Source organism: Paenarthrobacter sp. NPDC089988 (genome assembly GCF_044748465.1).
Taxonomy (GTDB): Bacteria; Actinomycetota; Actinomycetes; order Actinomycetales; family Micrococcaceae; genus Arthrobacter.
The window spans coordinates 53,928-74,670 of the sequence record NZ_JBIVGD010000003.1; the positions used below are offsets into that span (position 1 = coordinate 53,928).

The 20,743-nt window shown below is 63.7% G+C and carries 22 protein-coding genes and 1 tRNA gene; 14 read left to right on the forward strand and 9 right to left on the reverse strand.

Going from position 1 to position 20,743, the window contains the following annotated elements:
• Window positions 1-38: 38 nt before the first annotated feature.
• The gene (locus ACIPV6_RS05570; protein WP_400269916.1) at window positions 39-1,166 is read right to left on the reverse strand and encodes an aromatic acid exporter family protein; all 1,128 of its coding nucleotides are present in this window, start codon (window positions 1,164-1,166) and stop codon (window positions 39-41) included.
• Between the two features lie 273 nt (window positions 1,167-1,439).
• On the opposite strand from ACIPV6_RS05570, the gene pstS reads away from it, so the two are divergent.
• The 4 genes from pstS (at window position 1,440) to pstB (ending at window position 5,585) form a co-directional block, all read left to right on the forward strand.
• The gene (gene pstS, locus ACIPV6_RS05575; RefSeq protein WP_400269917.1) at window positions 1,440-2,561 is read left to right on the forward strand and encodes a phosphate ABC transporter substrate-binding protein PstS; all 1,122 of its coding nucleotides are present in this window, start codon (window positions 1,440-1,442) and stop codon (window positions 2,559-2,561) included.
• A 140-nt stretch (window positions 2,562-2,701) separates the two neighbouring features.
• A complete protein-coding gene (gene pstC, locus ACIPV6_RS05580; RefSeq protein WP_400269918.1) occupies window positions 2,702-3,634 on the forward strand; it encodes a phosphate ABC transporter permease subunit PstC in 933 nt (310 codons plus the stop codon).
• Window positions 3,635-4,738, forward strand: a complete 1,104-nt coding sequence (pstA, locus tag ACIPV6_RS05585; protein ID WP_400269919.1) for a phosphate ABC transporter permease PstA — start codon at window positions 3,635-3,637, stop codon at window positions 4,736-4,738.
• 67 nt (window positions 4,739-4,805) lie between these two features.
• Window positions 4,806-5,585: a phosphate ABC transporter ATP-binding protein PstB gene (pstB, locus tag ACIPV6_RS05590; RefSeq protein ID WP_400269920.1), complete on the forward strand. Its 780-nt coding sequence runs from the start codon at window positions 4,806-4,808 to the stop codon at window positions 5,583-5,585.
• A gap of 104 nt (window positions 5,586-5,689) precedes the next feature.
• Here pstB and ACIPV6_RS05595 read toward each other — a convergent pair whose 3' ends face one another.
• Both ACIPV6_RS05595 and ACIPV6_RS05600 read right to left on the reverse strand, forming a co-directional pair.
• Entirely contained in the window at window positions 5,690-6,706 is a 1,017-nt protein-coding gene (locus tag ACIPV6_RS05595; protein WP_400269921.1) for an anion permease, read from the reverse strand.
• A 1-nt stretch (window position 6,707) separates the two neighbouring features.
• The gene (locus ACIPV6_RS05600; RefSeq protein ID WP_400269922.1) at window positions 6,708-7,325 is read right to left on the reverse strand and encodes a DUF47 domain-containing protein; all 618 of its coding nucleotides are present in this window, start codon (window positions 7,323-7,325) and stop codon (window positions 6,708-6,710) included.
• Between the two features lie 209 nt (window positions 7,326-7,534).
• Here ACIPV6_RS05600 and ACIPV6_RS05605 point away from each other — a divergent pair, with 209 nt between their 5' ends.
• On the forward strand, window positions 7,535-8,251 hold the full coding sequence (locus ACIPV6_RS05605) for a hypothetical protein (protein WP_400269923.1): 717 nt from the start codon (window positions 7,535-7,537) through the stop codon (window positions 8,249-8,251).
• Between the two features lie 189 nt (window positions 8,252-8,440).
• On the opposite strand, the gene ACIPV6_RS05610 is transcribed toward ACIPV6_RS05605, so the two are convergent.
• The gene (locus tag ACIPV6_RS05610; protein WP_400269924.1) at window positions 8,441-9,100 is read right to left on the reverse strand and encodes a hypothetical protein; all 660 of its coding nucleotides are present in this window, start codon (window positions 9,098-9,100) and stop codon (window positions 8,441-8,443) included.
• 357 nt (window positions 9,101-9,457) lie between these two features.
• On the opposite strand from ACIPV6_RS05610, the gene ACIPV6_RS05615 reads away from it, so the two are divergent.
• A tRNA-Lys gene (locus tag ACIPV6_RS05615) sits at window positions 9,458-9,530 on the forward strand.
• A gap of 155 nt (window positions 9,531-9,685) precedes the next feature.
• Window positions 9,686-11,209, forward strand: coding sequence for an alpha-N-arabinofuranosidase (locus tag ACIPV6_RS05620; RefSeq protein WP_400269925.1), 1,524 nt, complete (start codon window positions 9,686-9,688; stop codon window positions 11,207-11,209).
• A 7-nt stretch (window positions 11,210-11,216) separates the two neighbouring features.
• Here ACIPV6_RS05620 and ACIPV6_RS05625 read toward each other — a convergent pair whose 3' ends face one another.
• Window positions 11,217-11,588, reverse strand: a complete 372-nt coding sequence (locus ACIPV6_RS05625; protein WP_400269926.1) for a hypothetical protein — start codon at window positions 11,586-11,588, stop codon at window positions 11,217-11,219.
• Window positions 11,589-11,682: 94 nt separating this feature from the next.
• Window positions 11,683-11,970 carry a hypothetical protein gene (locus ACIPV6_RS05630; RefSeq protein WP_400269927.1) on the reverse strand — a complete coding sequence of 96 codons (288 nt, stop codon included), beginning with the start codon at window positions 11,968-11,970 and terminating at the stop codon, window positions 11,683-11,685.
• Window positions 11,971-12,125: 155 nt separating this feature from the next.
• Here ACIPV6_RS05630 and ACIPV6_RS05635 point away from each other — a divergent pair, with 155 nt between their 5' ends.
• Both ACIPV6_RS05635 and ACIPV6_RS05640 read left to right on the forward strand, forming a co-directional pair.
• On the forward strand, window positions 12,126-13,124 hold the full coding sequence (locus ACIPV6_RS05635) for a LacI family DNA-binding transcriptional regulator (RefSeq protein WP_400269928.1): 999 nt from the start codon (window positions 12,126-12,128) through the stop codon (window positions 13,122-13,124).
• 16 nt (window positions 13,125-13,140) lie between these two features.
• Complete coding sequence (locus ACIPV6_RS05640) at window positions 13,141-14,244, forward strand: D-TA family PLP-dependent enzyme (protein ID WP_400269929.1); 1,104 nt, start codon at window positions 13,141-13,143, stop codon at window positions 14,242-14,244.
• A gap of 225 nt (window positions 14,245-14,469) precedes the next feature.
• Here ACIPV6_RS05640 and ACIPV6_RS05645 read toward each other — a convergent pair whose 3' ends face one another.
• From ACIPV6_RS05645 to ACIPV6_RS05655, 3 genes are all read right to left on the reverse strand, one after another.
• The gene (locus tag ACIPV6_RS05645) at window positions 14,470-15,324 is read right to left on the reverse strand and encodes a hypothetical protein (protein ID WP_397325114.1); all 855 of its coding nucleotides are present in this window, start codon (window positions 15,322-15,324) and stop codon (window positions 14,470-14,472) included.
• Window positions 15,325-15,459: 135 nt separating this feature from the next.
• Window positions 15,460-16,419, reverse strand: a complete 960-nt coding sequence (locus tag ACIPV6_RS05650) for a 2-hydroxyacid dehydrogenase (RefSeq protein ID WP_400269930.1) — start codon at window positions 16,417-16,419, stop codon at window positions 15,460-15,462.
• On the reverse strand, window positions 16,416-17,615 hold the full coding sequence (locus ACIPV6_RS05655) for a pyridoxal phosphate-dependent aminotransferase (protein WP_400269931.1): 1,200 nt from the start codon (window positions 17,613-17,615) through the stop codon (window positions 16,416-16,418). Before ACIPV6_RS05655 ends, ACIPV6_RS05650 begins: the two co-directional genes overlap by 4 nt.
• Before the next feature lie 154 nt (window positions 17,616-17,769).
• On the opposite strand from ACIPV6_RS05655, the gene ACIPV6_RS05660 reads away from it, so the two are divergent.
• The 5 genes from ACIPV6_RS05660 (at window position 17,770) to ureC (ending at window position 20,736) form a co-directional block, all read left to right on the forward strand.
• Entirely contained in the window at window positions 17,770-17,973 is a 204-nt protein-coding gene (locus ACIPV6_RS05660; protein WP_400269932.1) for a hypothetical protein, read from the forward strand.
• Window positions 17,974-18,024: 51 nt separating this feature from the next.
• Window positions 18,025-18,150, forward strand: a complete 126-nt coding sequence (locus ACIPV6_RS05665; RefSeq protein WP_400269933.1) for a hypothetical protein — start codon at window positions 18,025-18,027, stop codon at window positions 18,148-18,150.
• A 179-nt stretch (window positions 18,151-18,329) separates the two neighbouring features.
• Window positions 18,330-18,632, forward strand: coding sequence for an urease subunit gamma (locus ACIPV6_RS05670; RefSeq protein WP_400269934.1), 303 nt, complete (start codon window positions 18,330-18,332; stop codon window positions 18,630-18,632).
• A gap of 8 nt (window positions 18,633-18,640) precedes the next feature.
• Window positions 18,641-18,994, forward strand: a complete 354-nt coding sequence (locus ACIPV6_RS05675) for an urease subunit beta (RefSeq protein WP_397325108.1) — start codon at window positions 18,641-18,643, stop codon at window positions 18,992-18,994.
• Window positions 18,991-20,736, forward strand: a complete 1,746-nt coding sequence (gene ureC / locus ACIPV6_RS05680) for an urease subunit alpha (RefSeq protein WP_400269935.1) — start codon at window positions 18,991-18,993, stop codon at window positions 20,734-20,736. Before ACIPV6_RS05675 ends, ureC begins: the two co-directional genes overlap by 4 nt.
• Window positions 20,737-20,743 lie beyond the last annotated feature (7 nt).

Consider the following 20,743-nt stretch of genomic DNA (forward strand, 5'->3'; position numbering starts at 1 on the left):
GTGCCGGATTGGCATTAAATGCCATCTCGGCGGGCTTCCTACAACGGCGGGAGAACCGCGCGGGCTTCCTCGGGTTCCAATCCGCTCGCTTCCAGCAGGTCCACCATGAGCGGCCGGAACAGCATCACCACGGTTTCGCCTTCGAGCCGGTGCACGTCAAGCATCTTGGGGTGGAGCCGTGAGGCGATCATGGTGAGGTCGGACCGGGCACGGCGCAAGTGGGCCCGGCGGGTTCCTTCGCTCTGCTCGGAGAGTCCTATGGTCAGCTCGTCCACGGCCGCGGCGGTTTCCATGAGGACTTCGGAGATGCTGTCGGTCGCTTCGTCGGACAACGCGGCGTGGTTGATGGCGCTGGTCAGCCGGCGGGCGAAGACGCGGCTGTTACGCAGTGCGAGGTCGATGTACTCCAGCGAATGTTCCAGGCTGGCGAGTTCGTCGCGGTGCCGGCGGTGGGCAGGGGCGAGCGTGGCCACTTCGCCGGAAGCCCGCAGGGTCTGCCGCATGCGATCCACCAACGGCTGGCAATTGCGGCCGCGGATCAGGGCGTGCCACGCAGCGGTCGAATCGCTGTCCAGCATGGCCTTGGCACATTCCCGCAGGATCTCGGCCAGTTCATGCATGATCTTCTGGATGTCCTTGCGGGGCTCCTGGCGCGGATCTTTCGGCACCAGGATGGTCACCAGGAGCGCGAAAACCCCACCCACCACGGCGTCCAGGCTGCGCGTGAACGGTCCGCCGGCAGGTGCCGGCAGCAGCACCACCAGCAACGACTGCAACCCCAGCTGCGTGGTGAAAATCGTGCCGCTGTCCAGGAACCTGGCCAGCAGGATGGAGAAAAGAAGGACGACGGCGGCCTGCCAGATTCCGGCTCCCAGCCAGTGAAGCAGGAGGTCGCCAACCACGATGCCCAGGGTGCAGCCCAGTCCCACCTCGATCACGCGGCGCAAGCGGGGATCGCGGGAGAACCCCAAGGCAATCAAGGACGAAGTGGCAGCGAACAGGGGGCCCTGATGTCCCAGGACGTACTCGGCGAAAGCGTAGGCACCCACCGCGCAGACCGTCATCTGGATGGCCGGCACCAAGGAGGTCCGGCTCCGGACCAGGCCCGTCCGCAGGCGGGTGCGGACAAACCTCTTGCTTGCGGAAAGTCCCTTCGTGGCGGCCATGCCTTCCAGTCTATTTGCCGGACCGCACCAGCCCTCGAACCTGACAGGCGCACAGTCGCCACGAACGCCGGACGGGAAGGCAAGCACCGCTCAAGGTGGCGCGCGCCACATAACCCAATGGTCCGCCGTCGTTCACTTCCCGTTCACTTTTCACCACAGGTCCCGTTACCTGCGCTCCTTACCGTCAGTAAAGGCACAAAAGGTCCGATAGATCACTCACGCCGGAAACTCCGTTCGGCAGCATCTGAAAATCCCTGGAAGGGGCACATTCAAGTGAAGGTAACTCACTTCGGCCGCAACGCGGCAATCGCGGTCATCGCAGCTGGGGCCCTGGCGCTCACCGCTTGTGGTTCGGACAACGCAACCAACACGCCGGCCAGCACCCAGACCGGTGCCTCCGGCACCAAGGTCACCGGCACGCTCACCGGCATCGGCGCCTCCTCCACCGGCGCTGCAATGGATTCCTGGAAGGCCGGCTTCGCTACCGCCAACCAGGGCGCCACCGTTCAGTACTCCCCGGATGGTTCCGGCGCAGGCCGCAAGGCCATCATCGACGGCTCGGCACAGTTCGCCGGTTCCGACGCCTACCTCAAGGACGACGAGCTTGAGGCTTCCAAGGCCAAGTGCGGTCCTGAGGGTGCCATCAACATCCCGGTCTACATCTCCCCGATCGCCGTTGCCTTCAACGTTCCGGGCATCACCGACCTGAAGCTGGACGCCACCACGGTTGCCAAGATCTTCCGCGGCCAGATCACCAACTGGAACGATCCCGCCATCGCAGCCCTGAACGCCGGCGTCACCCTGCCGGACCTCAAGGTCACCCCGGTCAACCGCTCCGACGATTCCGGCACCACCACCAACTTCACCGACTACCTCGCAGCCGCTGCTCCCGAGGTCTGGACGGACAAGGCTGCAGGCGTCTGGCCGGCCAGCCTCCAGGGCGAGAACGCCAAGGGCACCTCCGGCGTGGTCAAGACCGTCACCGACACCCCCGGTGCCGTGACCTACGCAGACGACTCCGCTGTCTCCGGCAAGCTGGGCACCGCCTCCATCAAGGTCGGCGAAGAGTTCGTAAAGATCTCTGCTGAAGCTGCTGCCAAGGCCGTCGAGGCCGGCGCCGCTGTTGAAGGCCGCGCCGCCAACGACGTCGCCATCAAGCTGGACCGCAAGACCACCGCTGCCGGTGCCTACCCGGTTGTCCTCGTCTCCTACCACGTGGTCTGCACCACCTACGAGACCAAGGAAGTTGCCGATCTGGTCAAGGCCTTCGAATCCTACGTCGTTTCCGACGAGGGCCAGAAGACCGCTGCTGACGCCGCAAAGTCCGCGCCGCTCTCCAAGACGCTGCAGGACAAGGCCAAGTCCGCCATCGAGACCATCAAGGCCAAGTCCTAAGGTTTCCCGGCGGGTTTTGACCGAACCCGGCTGAACATCGAAGTTTCCTGTCCCGCGTGCCGGTGGCCGAAGCGCCGCTGGGGCGGGGCAGGGAACTTAGCCATGTAAGACCAGTTCACTGAGACCTGAAGGATCGTGAAGTGACCACCAACTCCCTGACAACCTCCCAAGGCGCCGGACGCGCCGGGGACAAGGTTTTCTCCGGGGCCGCCTTGGCCGCAGGGTGCCTGATTCTCGCGGTCCTCTTCGGAGTCGCGCTGTTCCTTGTGGTTCAGGCCATCCCTGCGCTCGTCGCTCCGGCGGAGGACATCCAAGGCGGGAACGGCTTCTTTGCCTACATCGCCCCGATCGTCGTCGGCACTCTGATTGCCGCCGTCATCGCCCTCGTCATCGCCACCCCCGTAGCAATCGGCGTGGCCCTGTTCATCTCCCACTACGCCCCCCGCCGCCTCGCTTCGGGGCTCGGCTACGTAGTGGACCTCCTCGCGGCGATCCCCTCCGTTGTCTACGGCGCGTGGGGTGCGGCGTTCCTGGCCAAGGAAATCTCCCCGGCCTACGACTGGCTGGCCAACAACCTGGGCTGGATCCCGCTCTTCCAGGGCCCCGCCTCCGCTACGGGCAAGACAATCCTGACCGCAGGCATCGTCCTGTCCGTCATGGTCCTGCCGATCATCACCTCCCTCTCCCGCGAAATCTTCCTGCAGACCCCCAAGCTGCACGAGGAAGCCGCCTTGGCACTGGGAGCCACCCGCTGGGAAATGATCAAGATGGCCGTGCTGCCCTTCGGCCGTCCGGGCATCATCAGCGCGATCATGCTGGGCCTGGGCCGTGCGCTCGGCGAAACCATGGCCGTGGCACTGGTGCTCTCCTCCGGCGTGCTGACCGCGAGCCTGATCCAGTCCGGCAACCAGACCATCGCTGCCGAAATCGCACTGAACTTCCCCGAAGCCAGCGGCATCAAGGTGAACACGCTGATCGCCGCCGGCCTGGTGCTGTTCGTCATCACCCTTGGCGTGAACATGATTGCCCGCTGGATCATCAGCAAGCACAAAGAATTCTCGGGAGCCAACTAAATGACCGCCACAGTAGTCCGCAAGCGCTCAGCGCTCACCAAGGGCAAACTGCCGAAGTTCGCGCCCTACATCGTCCTGGCCGTCGCTTTGATCCTTGGTGCCGCCATCCTGGCACTCATCGGCTTCAACGCCTTCGGCTGGGGATTGGTCTCGGCCATCCTGTTCGCCATAGGCCTGGTCGCCTGGAGCGGCGCCGTTGAGGGTGCCCGCAAGGCAAAGGACAAGCTGGCCACCTGCCTGGTGGTCGGTGCCTTCCTGATCGCACTCCTGCCGCTGGTCTCGGTCATCTGGACCGTGTTGGTCAACGGTATTCCCGGCTTGATCACCCCGGGCTTCCTCGGAACTTCCATGAACGGCGTGACCGGCGCTTTCGACAACAAGGCAGTGGAAGAGGGCGGCAAGGTCCTCGGCGGTATCTACCACGCGCTGCTCGGCACCATCCAGATCACCCTGCTGGCCACCGTCATCTCGGTGCCTGTTGGCCTGCTGACCGCGATCTACCTGGTGGAGTACGGCAACGACCGTCCGCTGGCACGGGCCATCACGTTCTTCGTGGACGTCATGACCGGCATCCCGTCCATCGTGGCAGGCCTCTTTGCCGCGGCGTTCTTCTTCGCGATCGTCGGGCCCGGAACCAAGACCGGTGCGGTAGCCGCCGTCGCGCTTTCCGTCCTCATGATCCCCGTGGTTGTCCGCTCCAGTGAGGAAATGCTCAAGATCGTCCCGAACGAACTCCGCGAAGCTTCCTACGCGCTGGGCGTCCGCAAGTGGCGCACCATCATGAAGGTAGTCATTCCGACGGCGATCTCCGGCATCGCGTCCGGCGTCACCTTGGCAATCGCCCGCGTGATCGGTGAAACCGCGCCGATCCTGGTCACCGCCGGTTTCGCCACCACCATCAACAACAACGTGTTCGGCGGCTGGATGGCCTCCCTCCCCACGTTCATCTACACGCAGATCCTCAACCCGACGTCGCCGTCCAACCCCGGTCCTTCGGACCAGCGTGCTTGGGGCGCCGCCCTGGTGCTGATCATCCTGGTGATGCTCCTGAACCTCGGAGCACGCCTCATTGCCCGCATCTTCGCTCCGAAAACAGGACGCTAGCCGGGCCGCTAGCAGCCGGGCTGCTACTACAAAAAACTTCCAGACCCCCAAGGAACAAAGGAACATCATGTCCAAGCGCATCGACGTCAAAGACTTGAATGTCTACTACGGCAACTTCCTTGCCGTTGAAGGCGTCAACATCAACATCGAAGCCAAGTCCGTCACGGCCTTCATCGGCCCGTCCGGCTGTGGCAAGTCCACCTTCCTGCGCACCCTGAACCGCATGCACGAGGTCCTTCCGGGCGCCCGCGTTGAGGGTGAAGTCCTGCTCGACGGCGACAACCTCTACGGTCCCGGCGTGGACCCTGTCACCGTGCGCACCCAGATCGGCATGGTCTTCCAGCGACCCAACCCGTTCCCCACCATGTCCATCCGGGACAACGTGCTGGCCGGCGTGAAGCTGAACAACAAGAAGATCTCCAAGGGTGCGGCAGACGCGCTGGTGGAGAAGTCCCTGCTTGGTGCCAACCTCTGGAACGAGGTCAAGGACCGCCTGGACAAGCCTGGCTCCGGCCTTTCCGGTGGCCAGCAGCAGCGTCTGTGCATCGCCCGCGCCATAGCCGTTGAACCCCAGGTGATCCTCATGGACGAGCCCTGCTCCGCCCTGGACCCCATCTCCACCCTGGCCGTCGAGGACCTCATCAACGAGCTCAAGGACCAGTACACCGTGGTGATCGTGACCCACAACATGCAGCAGGCCGCCCGCGTCTCGGACAAGACCGCCTTCTTCAACATCGCCGGCACCGGCAAGCCGGGCAAGCTCATCGAGTTTGCCGACACCACGTCCATCTTCAACAACCCGTCCCAGAAGGCCACCGAGGACTACGTGTCCGGCCGCTTCGGATAAGGGTTCCGCAGGCTCCGGCTTCTATGGGGGGAGCCGGCGAATTACGACGGCGGCCGTCGCCTTGGGGGTACGGCCGCCGTCGCTTTTTCTTGCCAACCGTCGGTTTAGAGGTCCGCGAGGGGCGAGAAGGCCAGCTCGAGGATGAAAGCCACGGCCGCCGTGATGATCGGGGTGACCAGCCAGAAAAGGAGGATCCGGCGCACCAGCCGGCGGTTGGTCACGTGGAAGCGCTGGTTGGTTCCCGCGCCCAGGGCCGAGGCCGTGAGGGTGTGCGTGGTGGAGAGCGGGAAATGCAGGCCGATCGCGCCGACGAACAGCATTATCGACGTCAGGGTTTGCGCCACGAACCCCCGCAGCGGGTCGATCCGGATCATCCTGTGCCCGAGGTTGTGCGAGATCCGCCAGCCCCCGAACAGTGTTCCGGCCGTCAGCATGAGGGCCGTGACGAAGAGGATCCAGAAGGGTACGCTCCCGCCGGATTCGAGTCCCGCCGCCACCAGCGCAAGGAGGAGGACCGCCGTCGTGCGTTGTCCGTCCTGCAAGCCGTGGCCGAACGCCACCGCCGCTGAGGACACTGCCTGTGCGCGTCGGAACCGCCGGTTGATGACATTGGGCTGGGCGTAACGGGCGGCCCACGTCACCGGCCAAACCAGCAAGTAGGCGGCGACGAACGCCAGCACGGGCGAAACCACCAAGGGCAGCACAACCTGCGTCAACAGCACGGCGTCCACGCCATCGATGAAGTTGCCGCCCACCAGGACACTCGCGGTTCCGGCCCCGATCAAGCCGCCCATGAGCGAGTTCGTGGAGGACAGTGGAATGCCCCGCCACCAGGCATAGACGCCCCAAAGGATCGCTGCGGCCAAGGCGGAAGCGAGCATGGTCAAACCACTTGCGCCGGACGGGAGGGTGATCCAGTCCTGTGTAAACGCGAGCACGAAGCCGCCGCTCAGCATGGCACCCACAAAGTTGAAGATCACCGCCAGGAGCACGGCAATGGACGGCGTGAGGGCGCGCGTCCTGGTGGAAAGCGCTACGGCGTTCGAGACGTCACGGAAGCCGTTCAGGAACGCGAATCCTGCGGCCAAGCCCACCACGAGGACAAGGATGGCAGTGGTCACGTCAGGATTCCTTGACGATGATGCTGCCTACCTGCGTAGCGATCTTCCGCATGTCCTTGGTGACTTCCACCAGTTCGTTGGCGATGTCCCGGTGCCGGGCGTACTGCGTGGACTTCATGTCCTTGAGCATCTCGGCCACCCAGATCCGGTGCGTCCGCTCGGCCCGCTTGGCAAGCCGTAGGATTTCGATCCAGTAGTCCTCGAGTTCGTCCAGGTCCTCGAGCTTGCGCATGGCATCCACGGTGAGCTCGGCCTGCCGGCTGATGATTTCCAGCTGGTCGGCGGCCCGCTTGGGCAGGCGGTCCAGTTTGTAGAGCGCCACGAGTTCACCGGCGGCATCGAGCTTTTCCATGGCCTCGTTGAGGTGGCGGGACAGCGTGTACATGTCCTCGCGGGGGAGCGGGTTCACAAAGCTGGTGCGCATGTGCGTCAGGAGCGCGAAGTGCAGGTCCAACGACTTGGACTCGTGCTCGTGCAGTTCCTCACTGAGCCGCTCATGCTCGCTGGCAGGCGCGCCAAGGATCTCCGACAGCGTACCCGTGGCCGCCACGATGACGCCGGCCATCTGCGCGAGCAGTACCAGCCCGGCAGGTTCCTGGGGGAAAAGGCGCAGCTTCATGTCGCTTCCGGTCGGGGGTCGGATGGGCGGCGGGCAGCTTGACTTGACGCTTCCCGTTTCGGTCACAACTTTACCTGTACACGGGACGCTGCCGTGTTACGTGGCTTTCCCGGATTACCGACACGCGGGCACTTCTCCCCATGGCAATACTCATGCGTTTTATGGAAATCTAGGGGCGTTACCGAATTAATCAACTCAATGGGGGAATTGTGCGCATCAACAATGTAGTGAAGATCACCGGCATCGCCTTTGCTGGAATGCTGGCCTTGAGTGCCTGCGGCGGCGGTACAAGCACGACGGCGGCAGGTTCCGAACCGTCGTCTTCCTCGCCGTCGGCTTCTTCGGCCTCGCCATCCGCCTCTGCTTCCGCTGATGGGGCGGGCGCGTCCTCGGGGGCCTACAAGGCTGCTTCCTGGGCGCTCCCGATTTCCGATGCCGGGGACAAGCTCGGCAGCATCAAGGGCGACAGCTTCAGCGTGGACATCTACCAGGTGGCCACGGACGTTGCCTCCAAGGACAGCATGTTCGTGGACAAGGAGACCAAGGAGAACCTGCTCAAGAAGGGCGCTCCCGTGGTTTACGTGAACTACGTAGTGACCAACACTTCCTCGGCGGAGATTCCCCTGAGCCACTCGCTCATCACCCCGAGTGCCAAGTACACGGACTGGAAGTACCTGGGTGGCATGCCCTCGGATTCCAGCAGCGACCAGTTCAAGAAGCATGGGCTGACCAGTTCGGGCATCAAGCTGAAGGAGGAGGCTCCGTTCAAGCTGGCCCCGGGGGAGTCGTTCAACATTGCCGAGAACTTCGCGTACACGGCGGGCAAGGAAGCCGAGGTAACGGCAACCATGACGCCGGCGGGTGCTGACGGGAAGCTGGACCACGACAAGAAGGAACAAGCGGAAACGAAGATCACCCTGAAGTAGGGCATAAAAATGGTGCCGAACCGGATACGCCTCTCGGCGGTAGGCCGCTCGAAGCGGCTATAAGTTGAAGCCCGGGGGTTTCGCGGTTCGACACCAACTTCAGTTTTCTACGTAGCCGAAGCTAAGTCAACATTGACAGCAGGGGCCGGAAGTGGGTAACTTCCGGCCCCTGTGTCGGCTGCTTTATCACTAATCGAGTTCGCCCAGACGCCAAGCATTTGCTGCGTGTTCCAGGTCTTCCGCGGTCTTCACCAGCTGGTGGGAATTGCGGGTCAGCTTGCTGGCATGGCCCTCGTTGCTGTGCTCGGCGCCATCGGCAAGCGTCGCCTGGCCGAGTGCCACCACCCGGCAAAACGCGGCGGAACGTTCCAGCGCGACGTCGAAATCGCCGTCGAACGCTCCAGACAAAATGGCGTCCGCCATGGTCTTCATTTCATCTGCGCCCGGGGGCTCTGCGGCGCCCGCAACCACGTTGGAAACCTGGGCTGTGTCCCGGCCCGCCCGGAAGTAGACGGAGATGCGTTCGGGGTTTTGGATGGTGGCGGCGCGGAGTGCGTAGAGCCGCCACAATGCGCCAGGGAGCGACCGCGCGGGGCTTTCGGCCCACATTTCGGCGATGGCATCGAGGCCCTGTTCGTCAGCGAGTTTGACCAGCCTGCGGGTGACCTTGGGATCGTCGCTGTCGCGGCCACGCCTGACCAGCGCCTGGGCCGCGAGATGGGCGGCTTCGGAGACGCGGGCGGGGTCGGCGCCTCCGGCGAACGGTTCGAAATCTATGGGCGCGAAGGGCTTGGGTTTGTGGTGCCTGTTGGCTCCGCCGTACGCGCGTGGTCCTGGCTGTTCGCTCATGAGTTCACCGTACTCCTGTGCCCTGACGCGGTCGAGTAACGGTTGGCTGGGCTGGGTGGGCTGTGCTGGGGCCCTGGGTGTGCCGCCACGACCCACTTTGCCGCCGACGGTGGGCTGACACGCCGCCCTGGCCGCGCTCCGCCGTCGTGCGCTGCCCAAAGTGGGTGGCGGCGGCACGCGGGGTTCCGCCATCGGGTGGGTGTGCCGCCGCGACCTCCTTTGCCGCCGTCGGTGGGCCGACACGCCGTCCTGGCCGCTCGGCGCCGTCGTACGCTGCCCAAAGTGGGTGGCGGCGGCACGGTTCTGTCGCGCCGCTGGCTGTGATGTACAGTATTCATGGCTGTTTAGACAGCTGGAGGGCCTTTAGCTCAGTTGGTAGAGCATCGGACTTTTAATCCGTGGGTCGTGGGTTCGATCCCCACAGGGCCCACCCTCCGAAAACCCCGGGACCACATGGTTCCGGGGTTTTCTCTTGCTCAACGGACCAGAAAACCCTTGACGCACACCCCAAGGCACCCGCAGCATAGTTTCTACAACGTTGTAAACCAGCAAACAGCAGACCTAGCCCACTAAAGGACGCCCCGCTTGGAAACACCAGAAAACTCCACGGCCAAAATCACCATCGACCCCGCGTTCGTCGTGGGCCCCGTCCGCAGGAAGACCTTCGGGGCCTTCGTTGAGCACTTGGGCCGCTGCGTATACACCGGGATCTTCGAGCCAGAGCACCCCACTGCAGACGAAGACGGCTTCCGCACGGACGTCCTGGGACTTACCAAGGAACTCGGCGTCTCCACCGTGCGCTACCCGGGTGGCAACTTCGTCTCCGGCTACCGCTGGGAAGACGGCGTGGGTCCAAAGGAGGACCGCCCAACAAGGCTGGACCTCGCCTGGCACTCCACGGACCCCAACCTGGTGGGCGTGGACGAGTTCGCAAAGTGGTCAAAGAAGGCCGGGGTCGACCCGATGATGGCCGTCAACCTCGGTACACGGGGAACCCAGGAAGCCCTGGACCTATTGGAGTATTCCAACATCAAGGGTGGAACGGCCCTTTCCGAACAGCGCAAGGCCAACGGCGCCGTCGATCCCCACAACATCACCATGTGGTGCCTCGGCAACGAGATGGACGGCTTCTGGCAGATCGGCCACAAGAAGGCTGGGGAGTACGCGCGGGTGGCGGCGGAAACGGCGCGGGCCATGCGCATGGTCAAGCCGGACCTGGAACTGGTGGCCTGCGGCAGCTCCGCCCCGAGCATGCCCACGTTCGGCGAATGGGAGCGCGTGGTCCTCAACGAGACCTACGAGCTGGTGGACCTCATCTCCGCCCACCAGTACTTTGAGGACTTCGGCGACCTCCAGGAACACCTCTCCGCGGGCCACCGGATGGAAGCCTTTATCAAGGACCTCACGTCCCACATCGACCACGTGAAGTCGGTACTGAAGTCCGAAAAGCAGGTCAATATCTCGTTCGACGAGTGGAGCGTGTGGCACATGTCCCGTGACGAATCGAAAGCGCCCACCGGGGAGGACTGGCCCGTGGCTCCTGTGTTGCTGGAGGACCGCTATACCGTCGCGGATGCCGTGGTGGTGGGCGACCTCCTCATCACTCTTCTGCGCAACACGGACCGTGTCCACGCGGCCAGCCTCGCGCAGCTGGTCAACGTCATCGCCCCGATCATGACCGAGCCGGGTGGCCGTTCCTGGAAGCAGACCACGTTCCACCCCTTCGCACTCACCTCGCGGCACGCGTCCGGCACCGTGCTGAAGCTCGCCGTCGAGTCCCCGCTGCTGGAGAGTGAGAAGACGTCCGGCTTCGCGGCGCTTTCGGCCGTGGCGACGTATGACAACGAGGCCAACGAAGCCGTAGTGTTCGCTGTCAACCGCTCGACGACGGACGCGCTCACCTTTGCTGCCGCCGTCGGAAGCCTCGGCGCAAGCAAGGTTATCGAAGCGGTGACGTACACCAACAAGGACCCGTACTGGCAGGCGACGGCAGACGATTCAACCTCGGTCCTGCCGTCGGAGAACGTCAGTGTAAAGCTCGACGGCGGCAAACTCACCGCTGAATTGCCGGCGGTCAGCTGGAGCATGATCCGCCTGCAACTGGGCTAGGCGGACACTAGGCGATCGCCTGCGAGCCATCCTGGAAGATCGGGAAGAGCGAGATCGGCGTGACGGTGGCCTCGGTGACTGGCTCCGGTTCCTCGACGGGGACCGGGGCCGGGCTACCCGCAGGGACCACGTCCACGGACTCCATATCCAGGAGCCTGCGGGAGCCGCCCTCATCCTGCAGCCAGAACAGGCCCGTGCCTGCGATGGTTTTTACCACCACACCCCGGTGGAAAAGACGGCCATTGTGCCAGGCCTCGATGTGTTCGCCTGCGTTCAACGCGTGCGGCTCGGCTTCACTGCCCGGCAACGTGCCGAAAGCCTGCGCCAAGCTGGCCTGTGTCTTCAGCGCCTGGAAAAGGTCTGTGTTTGCGATGCCCATGGTTGCTCCCCTCGGCTGGCTTCTTTGGCTCTTGGCCCAGCCTCTCGCATTCATGTTGCAGGCTCGTTGCAGGGGTATGAGCGGTGTGTGACAGCTACGGGGTCAGGGGCTCTTCCGGCGTAAAGGGGCCAAGTTCATCGGTGTAGGGGGCGTGTGGTCCCGTGGGGCTGTCCCACAGCTCGTTGGCCGCGAACGCCAGGATGTCCCGCTGGAACGCCGGTACGGAGAGAAGGCCTTGCAGGTAGGCCTCCACCTCGAGTTCACCCATGGACCCGCCGACACTGACGTAATGCAGCCACAGGGATTCGGTACTGATGCTTCCGGCCGTCAGCACTGCTTGGAGCCCCCGGCTCTGCTCAGGTTCATTGCTGTCGAAGCCCATGTCCCGCGCCTTGACGATCGCCGGCGCCCGGCAATCGCTAGAGAGCCGAGCATTTCTTTCAGACTAGACCGTTACGCGCGGGTAGGCGCAGTTTCCTAGGATGTATTCCAAGATTCCCAGCCTGCAACGCTGGAACCCGAACCGAAGGAGTGGCTTTGGCGGTCACCATGAACGACGTCGCGCGGGCCGCCGGTGTCTCCCTGAAGACGGTCTCCAACGTCATCAACAACTATGAGTTCATTCGGCCCACCACCAAGCAACGCGTCCTGGACGCCATCGACGAGCTCGGCTACGAGGCAAACTTGACCGCCCGCAGCCTCCGTTCCGGAAAGACGAGCATGTTGGGCCTGGTCCTGGCCGACCTCAACATTCCCTATTACGCGGAGCTCGCCTCGGACGTCATGAAGGCCGCATGGCAGCGCGGATACCGGGTGCTGGTGGAACAGTCCGGCAACGAGGCCGGCCATGAACGGGCGGCGCTCCAAGGCCAGTTCCGCAGCCTCACCGACGGGCTGCTGTTTATCCCGCTGGCCCTGGACGCGGACCAGATCATTGAGGCCGCGGGCAAGAAGCCACTGGTCCTTCTCGGCGAATTCGTCCAGGATCCGCGCCTGGATATCGTCCTCATCCGGAACCACGACGCGGCAGCGGCGGTCACCACCCACCTGCTCTCGACCGGCCGCCGTCGTATAGCCGTCCTGGGAGCGCACGACGGCGACACCACCGGTACCAGCGGCCTCCGCCTTACCGGGTACAAGGCTGCGCTCGCTGCCGCGGGAGTGGAGTATGAATCCGCCTTGGTGGTGCCGTGCGATTGGCGGCGGGACGGTGGCGCGGAGGCGATCGGCCGTCTGTTGGAGAGCGGGGTTGGCTTCGACGCCGTTTTCGGTTTGAACGACGCCGTTGCCTTGGGTGCGCTGCACGCGTTACAGGTGCGCGGCATGGACGTTCCGGGGGAGATTGCCGTGGCTGGCTTCGATGACATCGACGAGGCCCGCTTCTCCTCGCCTTCCCTCACCACCGTGGCGCCGGGCCGTACGGAAATCGCGGAGCGCGCCGTCGAACTCCTGATCGAACGGATCGAAGGCAAGGGCAGCGCTGTGGAGCAGCCCGAGGCGGCGTTCTCGCTGCGCGTCCGGCAGTCCGCGCCGTAGGCATTACTGTCGAAGGATGAACCACGCAGTCCCCGCTGAAGTTGTTACGCCCGCCATCCTGATCGACGTGGATATCCTCGACCGGAATATCGAACGCATGGCGGCAAGCACGCTCAAACGCGGGCTGCGTCTCCGGCCGCATGCGAAGACTCACAAGACACTGGACATCGCGGCAAAGCAGCTCGCTGCCGGCGCTGTTGGCCTGACCGTCGCCACGATCGGCGAGGCCGAGGTCTTCGCCGACGGCGGCGCATCGGACATCTTCATTGCTTACCCGCTGTGGGTGGAGGCTTCTCACGCTGAGCGGTTGCGGAAGCTCACGTCGAAATGCTCCCTTGCTGTGGGCGTTGATTCCTCGGAAAGCGCCACGCAACTTGGCAGGCAGCTGGCCGCGGATGCCCCGGACATCAACGTCCTGATCGAGGTGGACAGCGGACACCACCGCAGTGGCGTGCTGCCGACGGAAGTGGTGGATGTGGCGAAAGCTGCCGCCGCTGCCGGACTGACTGTGGCCGGTGTTTTCACGTTCCCGGGACACAGCTATAAGCCAGGAATGCCCACCGGCGCAGCCAGCAACGAAAACGAAGCCCTTGGCGAGGCCGCGACGGCCTTGGCTGATGCCGGCTTCGAGGTGCGGATCATCAGCGGGGGATCCACTCCGACCGCCCTCATCGACTCGGAGACCGTCGCCACTGAACTACGGCCCGGCGTTTACGTTTTCGGCGACGCCCAGCAGTTGGAATTGGAACGGTGTTCGTGGGAGGACATCGCCCTTACAGTGGCGGCCACGGTGGTCAGCCGGCACGAGGCAAGCGGCGGCAATGTACGCCGCGTAGTGGTGGATGCCGGGAGCAAGATCCTTGGCAGTGACCGGCCTGACTGGGCCTCCGGGTATGGACGGCTGCCGGAGTTCCCCGAGGCGCGGATTACGGCACTCTCCGAGCACCACGCGACTGTTTTGTGGCCCGAGTCGGAGCAGCTTCCGGAACTGGGTCAGCGCCTTCGCGTCATCCCCAACCACGTGTGCCTGACTATGAACCTGGTGGACGAGGTTTCTGTTGTCCGCGGCGGCGCCGTGGTGGACACGTGGAAGGTCGCGGCCCGGGGCAGGAACAACTAAGCCCCGATGAGGTGACCTGTGAAGTAGCGCGAGTGCGTCTTCTCGACGGTTTCGAGGGAATCGCTGTTGAGGGATACGATCTCCCACTCGCGGCTTTCACGCTCCCGTTCGAGCTGCAGACGGAGTTTAAGGGCCTCCCTATGCCCGAGCCGCCCAGGGAACTCTGTGACGATCCGATCGCCAGTACGTCTGTTGTATTTGATTACGAAACCAGCCAACTGATCATCACCTTCCTGTCTCTCGGATCGTATCAAAGGTAGCTTTGAGCGAGTCCATTTGCCCCCGGATACTCTTTTCGGACGCCAAGACAACGTTGCGTAGTTCTTCAAGTTGGATTGCCTGCCTGGCCGCATGCTGATCGTGGAAGTCGTAGTCGCGTGTTCCTGGATCGTATTGAGCCACCACACTGCGGGTGGTAGCCAACGACGATTCGAGGGGAAGCAGTCCGTTGCGGGCAGACTCAAGTTGTCGAATCCCGTCTACAGAAATTTCTTGAAGGTCCGTGACAAATTTCTTCAAGCTGGGATCATCGGGAAACGCTCCGTACCTTATGTCCCGTCCCAAGACGTCCGCGGCGGACTCATACATGTTTGCCCAGGAGCTCTGCATGTGGGTTCTGATTTGAACCTCAACCCGCACAGGCAACCTCAGCCAAAGGTGAACTGCGCGGTAGCCACTGTGCGGCTGTGTCCTGAGATCGTGCATGCAACGTTCCGGGCTGTGCCCGAAAAGGCCTGATATCGCCGTGGCTACGGCATCCTGTTCATCAAGGCTCATTTCAGCCTCGAATCGTACCCCCGCAATGTCTTGGACATTGGAGAGCGGCGTGTTTCGGTCTCTGACCAATTTCTGCCGAAGAGTGTCGATTGTTTTGGGCCTGGACGTGACCTCGAATGGCCGACGGTCCAACAGCGTGGTCCAGTCCAAACCGGCAATTAGCTCTTGAGTTTCGGCGGCGACGTCGTTGTAGTACAGCATGACATCGTCGTAGGACGGCAGTCCGGGCTTTGCAGTTAAGCCGTCCCTTATCGATTCCCCCAGCTTTCTCAGCTGCTTCGCCGACCACGGGGGAATTTCCATGTCTGAAGTCTATGTCGGGAACTTTTCCGGGCTAAGCACAGTGGTGTTGCCTGTGGATAGATGGACGCTGCACTGGTGGGCGCACGAAAAAGCGGCGGGTGGGAAATCCCACCCGCCGCTTCGTGTGTTCGCCCGTTAGTTGATGGGTGTGGGTGGTTGTTCGCCGGCCAGGATGGCGAGGGTGTTGGTGGCTGCGAGGACGGCCATGGCGGTGCGGGTTTCGACGGTGGCGGAGCCCAGGTGGGGGACGAGGGCTACGTTTTCGAGTTCCAGGAGCCAGGGGTGGACTTTGGGTTCCTGTTCGAAGACGTCCAGGCCTGCGCCGGCGATTTGGCCTTCGCGTAGGGCGAGGGCGAGGGCTGCTTCGTCGATGATGGGTCCGCGTGCGGTGTTGACCAGGTACGCGGTGTCCTTCATGGCCGCGAGTTGTTCGGCGCCGATGAGGTGGTGGGTGTTCGGGCCGTAGGGGCAGTGCAGGGACACGACGTCGGAAATCGCCAGCAGTTCGTCGAGTTCGACGCGGCGGGCGCCGAGTTCGGCGGCGACGGTGGGGTCGATTTCGCTGCGGGATTGGTAGACGATGTCCATGCCGAAGGCCTTGGCGCGGCGTGCGGTGGCGATACCGATGCCGCCCATGCCCACCACACCCAGGGTCTTGCCTTGCAGGCTGGAGCCGAGCAGGAAGAACATGCCCCATTTCCAGGGCTGTCCGGCGCGGATGAGGCGTTCGCCTTCGCCGAGGCGGCGGGTGGCCATGAGGATGAGCCCGAACGCGATGTCGGCGGTGGCTTCGGTGAGCACGCCGGGGGTGTTGGTGGCGGTGATTCCGCGTTCGGTGCAGGCCGGGACGTCGATGTTGTCATAGCCCACGGCGACGTTGGAGACGACCTTCAGTTGCGGGCCGGCGGCGTCGAGCAGTTCGGCGTCGACGCGTTCGGTGAGCAGGCTGACGATAGCGTCGGCTCCGGCCACGCGGCGGAGGAGTTCCTCGCGGCTGATGGACCCTTCACCTTCCCAGGCCAGGACGTCGTGGTTGGCGCGGAGGTTCTCGAGGGCGGCTTCGGGGATGCGTCCCGTGACGACGACGCGGCTCATGCGCTTGCGATCCATTCACGCAGCCGGCCCAGGCCTTCCTGGATGGCCGGTGTTTCAATACCGGAGTAGGCCAGCCGGATGTACTGGCGGTCCTCTCCGGGCAGGCGCCGGCCGAAGTGCTCGCGGGTGCAGAAGGACACCCCGGTCTTGTAGAGGGCGTCGGAGGCGAAATCGCCGACGGCGGTGTACCCGAGTTTCTGCATGGCGTCGGTGACGTCGGGGAACAGGTAGAACGTGGACTGCGGAACAGCCACGCTCATGCCGGGGATGCTGTTGACGATCTCGCACGCGGCGTCGCGGCGGCCCTTGAGGATGTCCAGCATGTCCTGGACGGGTTCCTGGGGTCCGCGGAGCGCTTCGATGCCTGCCCATTGGACGTAGTGGGTGGTGCAGGACTCGTCGTTGGTGTTCAGGGTGCTGAGCACTTGCGCGATCTCGCGCGGGGCCACGGCGCAGCCCAGGCGGGAGCCGGTCATCGCGAACTTCTTGGAGAACGTGTACAGGATCACGGTGCGCTCGGCCATGCCCGGGATCGAGGTGATGGAGGAGGAAACGCCTTCGTAGCGGGTTTCGAAGTAGGCCTCATCGGAGAGGACCCAGAGATCGTGCTCGATCGCGATCTGGGCGATCGCTTCACGCTCGGCCGCGGTGGACTCGGCGGAGATCGGGTTCTGCAGGTCGTTGTAGATGATCGCGGTGGTGTTCGGGGTGATCGAGGCCCGGACCTGGTCCAGGTCGATCGCGAAACCCTTGGACGTGGGCACGTAGCGGTAGGGCACGGCCGTTCCGCCCAGGTATTCGATCTGGGATTCGTAGATCGGGAAACCGGGGTTGGGGTAGAGCACTTCCTCGCCGGGGTTCATCACGGCTTGGAGGAACTTGGTGATCACGGGCTTGCCGCCGGTCATGACCACCACGTTCTCCGGGGAGAATTCGATGCCGCGGCGGGATCCGATGTCCTCGGCCAGTGCTTCGCGCAGCTGCGGGATGCCGGGGCCCGGGCAGTAACCGGTGTACCCATCGGCGATGGCCTTGTTCATCGCTTCAATGATGTGCGGGGCCGTCGGGATGTTGATGTCGCCCAAGTGGAAGGGGTAGACGAGGTTGCCCTTCGCCTTCCAGGCAGCGGCGGCCTGCGCGACGCTGAAAGCAGTTTCGGTGCCCAGGCGTTCAAGCCGGTGTGCGAGTTTCTGCATGTGCGGTATAACTCCTCATCGAGCTGGTCACGCTTGAAGCGTGAAGTACGCAACTAGTATATTAGTGATGTATCAGGCTGTCTATGGGTTGCCGGAGAATTTCCTGCTGCCCGCCGCCTCCCTGCGGGATCGGTTTTCTGACACACTCAGAGCCATGCAGTCGCTGCTCGAGGGGCTCCTCCACGCCAGTCCCCTGGTGGTGGCCTGCATAGTCTTCGCCTTGGTCTTCGCTGAAGATGCGCTCTTCCTCGGACGCTTCACGGCGTTCTTCCGCGCCGTCATGCCCGCCCTGGCCGGCTTGAGCCAAATGCCGTACCGCCGCTTCGCCGCGTGGAACTTCACGGGCGGCATTATTTAGGGCAGCCTGTTCGTCACCATCGGCTTCCTTGGGGGGAATTCCTACGAAGAGGTGGCCCGCACCTTCGGCCGCGGTGGCGCGCTGGTAGTCGCGGGCGTCGCCGTCGTACTTCTCTTGATCTGGCAGGTGCGCAAGCACGCTGCCGAGCGCCAAACCAAGGCCGGTCCGCAGGACTAGGAAACGCGGACGAAACTTTGCAAGTCATACGCTGGTCGCAATTCGTTGGCAGGGATCCCAAGTGGATATGTCAGACGTTTGGTTCTATAAGAGAAGTAGCGCCCGACGTCCTCGGCTGTTCCAGCCTCGAGTGATCAGACGTCCGTCTGCGCAGCACCAGGAAGTTTAAAGGAGAACCTATGCATCTTTTGCCGCGTGAGCAGGAAAAACTCATGATCGTGGTGGCGGCTGACCTCGCCCGGCGAAGGCAGGCCCGCGGGTTGAAACTGAACTACCCGGAGGCAGTCGCGATCATCACCTACGAGCTCATCGAAGGCGCCCGCGACGGCAAGACCGTTGCTGAACTGATGAGCTACGGAACCACGCTTCTCCGCCGCGAAGACGTGATGGAAGGCGTGCCGGAGATGATCCACGACGTCCAGATCGAAGCCACTTTCCCCGACGGCACCAAGCTCGTCACCGTCCACGACCCCATCCGCTAGGAGCCCGCATGATCCCCGGAGAGTACCGGCTCCAACCCGGAGCCATCGTCTGCAACAGCGGCCGTGACGCGATCGCCGTCGAGGTGGTGAACCGCGGCGACCGTCCCGTCCAGATCGGTTCGCACTACCACTTCGCCGAAGCGAACGGCGCCCTCGAATTCGACCGCGAAGCCGCTTACGGCCGCCGCCTGGACATACCGGCCGGCACCGCCGCACGCTTCGAACCCGGCGACACCAAGACCGTCCACTTGATCGATTTGGCGGGTACGCGCGAAGTCTTCGGGCTGCGCAACGCAGTCAATGGAAAGCTCGACGGCGGCACGCGCCCGGGTGCGCCCGTCACCGAAGGAGACGCCGAATGAGCTTCGAGATTTCACGCAAGCAATACTCCGAGCTGTACGGCCCCACCACCGGCGACGCCATCCGCTTGGCGGACACGGAGCTGTTCCTCGAGATCGAGACGGATTACACAGCGTACGGCGAGGAAGTGGTGTTCGGCGGCGGCAAGGTGATCCGCGACGGCATGGGCCAGAACGGCCAAGTCACCCGGGCCGGTGTGGGTTCCGGCGGTGTAGTCCCGGACACCGTCATCACCAACGTGATCGTGCTGGACTACACCGGTATCTACAAAGCCGATGTTGCCCTCAAGGATGGTCACATCTTCAAGATCGGCAAGGCCGGCAACCCACAGATCACCGACGGCGTGGACATCGTGATTGGCTCAAGCACGGAGATCATCGCGGGGGAGCGGAAGATCCTCACGGCCGGCGGCATCGATACCCACATCCACTACATCTCCCCGGAGCAGGTCCCCACTGCACTCTGCAACGGCGTGACCACCATGGTGGGCGGCGGGACCGGGCCGGCGGAAGGCACCAAAGCCACCACCATCACCCCCGGCCCTTGGCACATTTCCCGCATGCTGCAGGCCGTTGAAGGGCTCCCCATCAACATCGGTATCTTCGGGAAGGGGCACGCATCCGCCGTCGAGCCCCTGGCCGAGCAGATCCGCGCGGGTGCGGTCGGCCTCAAAGTCCATGAGGACTGGGGTGCCACCACATCGTCGATCGATATGTCCCTGCGGGTTGCAGACGAATACGACATCCAGGTGGCCATCCACACCGACACCCTCAACGAGTGCGGCTTCGTGGAGGACACCATTGCCGCGATCGACGGACGCGTCATCCACACCTTCCACACCGAAGGTGCCGGTGGCGGCCACGCCCCCGACATCATTAAGATCGCCGGGCTGCCCAACGTCCTTCCGGCCTCCACCAACCCCACGCTGCCGTACACGAAGAACACCATCGAAGAGCACCTGGACATGCTCATGGTCTGCCACCACCTCAACCCGGACATTCCCGAGGACGTGGCGTTCGCGGATTCCCGCATCCGGGCCGAAACCATCGCCGCCGAGGACGTGCTCCACGATCTTGGCGTCTTCGCGATCACCTCGTCCGACTCCCAGGCCATGGGCCGCGTGGGTGAAGTGGTTACCAGGACCTGGCAAGTGGCTGACGCCATGAAACGCCAACGCGGAGTTCTGCGCGATCCCTCCGGTGCCTTGCACGGCTCACCGGACAGCGACAACTTCCGGCTCAAGCGGTACGTGGCCAAATACACCATCAACCCGGCCATCGCGCAGGGCATGGCGGACAGCATCGGCTCAGTGGAACCCGGAAAGTTCGCGGACCTGGTGCTGTGGGACCCGGCGTTCTTTGGCGTGAAGCCGGAAGTGGTGATCAAGGGCGGACAGATCGCCTACGCCCTCATGGGCGATTCCAACGGTTCCATCCCTACACCCCAGCCACGCACCATGCGGCCCATGTTCGCCACGTACGGCAAAGCGCTCCAGCAGTCGTCCATCACGTTCCTGTCCAAAGCAGCCATCGAGGCCGGAGTGCCCGGCGAACTTGGCCTGGAACGGGTCATCCGTCCCGTCAGCGGAATCCGGGACATACGCAAGGCAGACCTGAAGCATAACGGCGAAACCCCGGACATCGTGGTGGATCCCGAAACCTACAAGGTCACCGTGGACGGCGTCGAAGCAAGCTGTGAACCCTCAGACGTGCTGCCCATGGCGCAGCGCTACTTCCTCTTCTAGGACAACC

What these genes read in the sequence shown, in the direction of transcription:
- ACIPV6_RS05630 (WP_400269927.1), bottom strand. Translation starts at nt 11,970, where the DNA reads ATGGGCTTCGACAGCAATGAACCTGAGCAGAGCCGGGGGCTCCAAGCA.
- ACIPV6_RS05645 (WP_397325114.1), bottom strand. Translation starts at nt 15,324, where the DNA reads ATGGAAATTCCCCCGTGGTCGGCGAAGCAGCTGAGAAAGCTGGGGGAA.
- ACIPV6_RS05670 (WP_400269934.1), top strand. Translation starts at nt 18,330, where the DNA reads ATGCATCTTTTGCCGCGTGAGCAGGAAAAACTCATGATCGTGGTGGCG.
- pstB (WP_400269920.1), top strand. Translation starts at nt 4,806, where the DNA reads ATGTCCAAGCGCATCGACGTCAAAGACTTGAATGTCTACTACGGCAAC.
- ACIPV6_RS05660 (WP_400269932.1), top strand. Translation starts at nt 17,770, where the DNA reads ATGCAGTCGCTGCTCGAGGGGCTCCTCCACGCCAGTCCCCTGGTGGTG.
- ACIPV6_RS05610 (WP_400269924.1), bottom strand. Translation starts at nt 9,100, where the DNA reads ATGAGCGAACAGCCAGGACCACGCGCGTACGGCGGAGCCAACAGGCAC.
- ACIPV6_RS05640 (WP_400269929.1), top strand. Translation starts at nt 13,141, where the DNA reads ATGAACCACGCAGTCCCCGCTGAAGTTGTTACGCCCGCCATCCTGATC.
- ureC (WP_400269935.1), top strand. Translation starts at nt 18,991, where the DNA reads ATGAGCTTCGAGATTTCACGCAAGCAATACTCCGAGCTGTACGGCCCC.
- ACIPV6_RS05675 (WP_397325108.1), top strand. Translation starts at nt 18,641, where the DNA reads ATGATCCCCGGAGAGTACCGGCTCCAACCCGGAGCCATCGTCTGCAAC.
- pstA (WP_400269919.1), top strand. Translation starts at nt 3,635, where the DNA reads ATGACCGCCACAGTAGTCCGCAAGCGCTCAGCGCTCACCAAGGGCAAA.
- ACIPV6_RS05570 (WP_400269916.1), bottom strand. Translation starts at nt 1,166, where the DNA reads ATGGCCGCCACGAAGGGACTTTCCGCAAGCAAGAGGTTTGTCCGCACC.
- ACIPV6_RS05650 (WP_400269930.1), bottom strand. Translation starts at nt 16,419, where the DNA reads ATGAGCCGCGTCGTCGTCACGGGACGCATCCCCGAAGCCGCCCTCGAG.
- ACIPV6_RS05600 (WP_400269922.1), bottom strand. Translation starts at nt 7,325, where the DNA reads ATGAAGCTGCGCCTTTTCCCCCAGGAACCTGCCGGGCTGGTACTGCTC.
- ACIPV6_RS05625 (WP_400269926.1), bottom strand. Translation starts at nt 11,588, where the DNA reads ATGGGCATCGCAAACACAGACCTTTTCCAGGCGCTGAAGACACAGGCC.
- ACIPV6_RS05655 (WP_400269931.1), bottom strand. Translation starts at nt 17,615, where the DNA reads ATGCAGAAACTCGCACACCGGCTTGAACGCCTGGGCACCGAAACTGCT.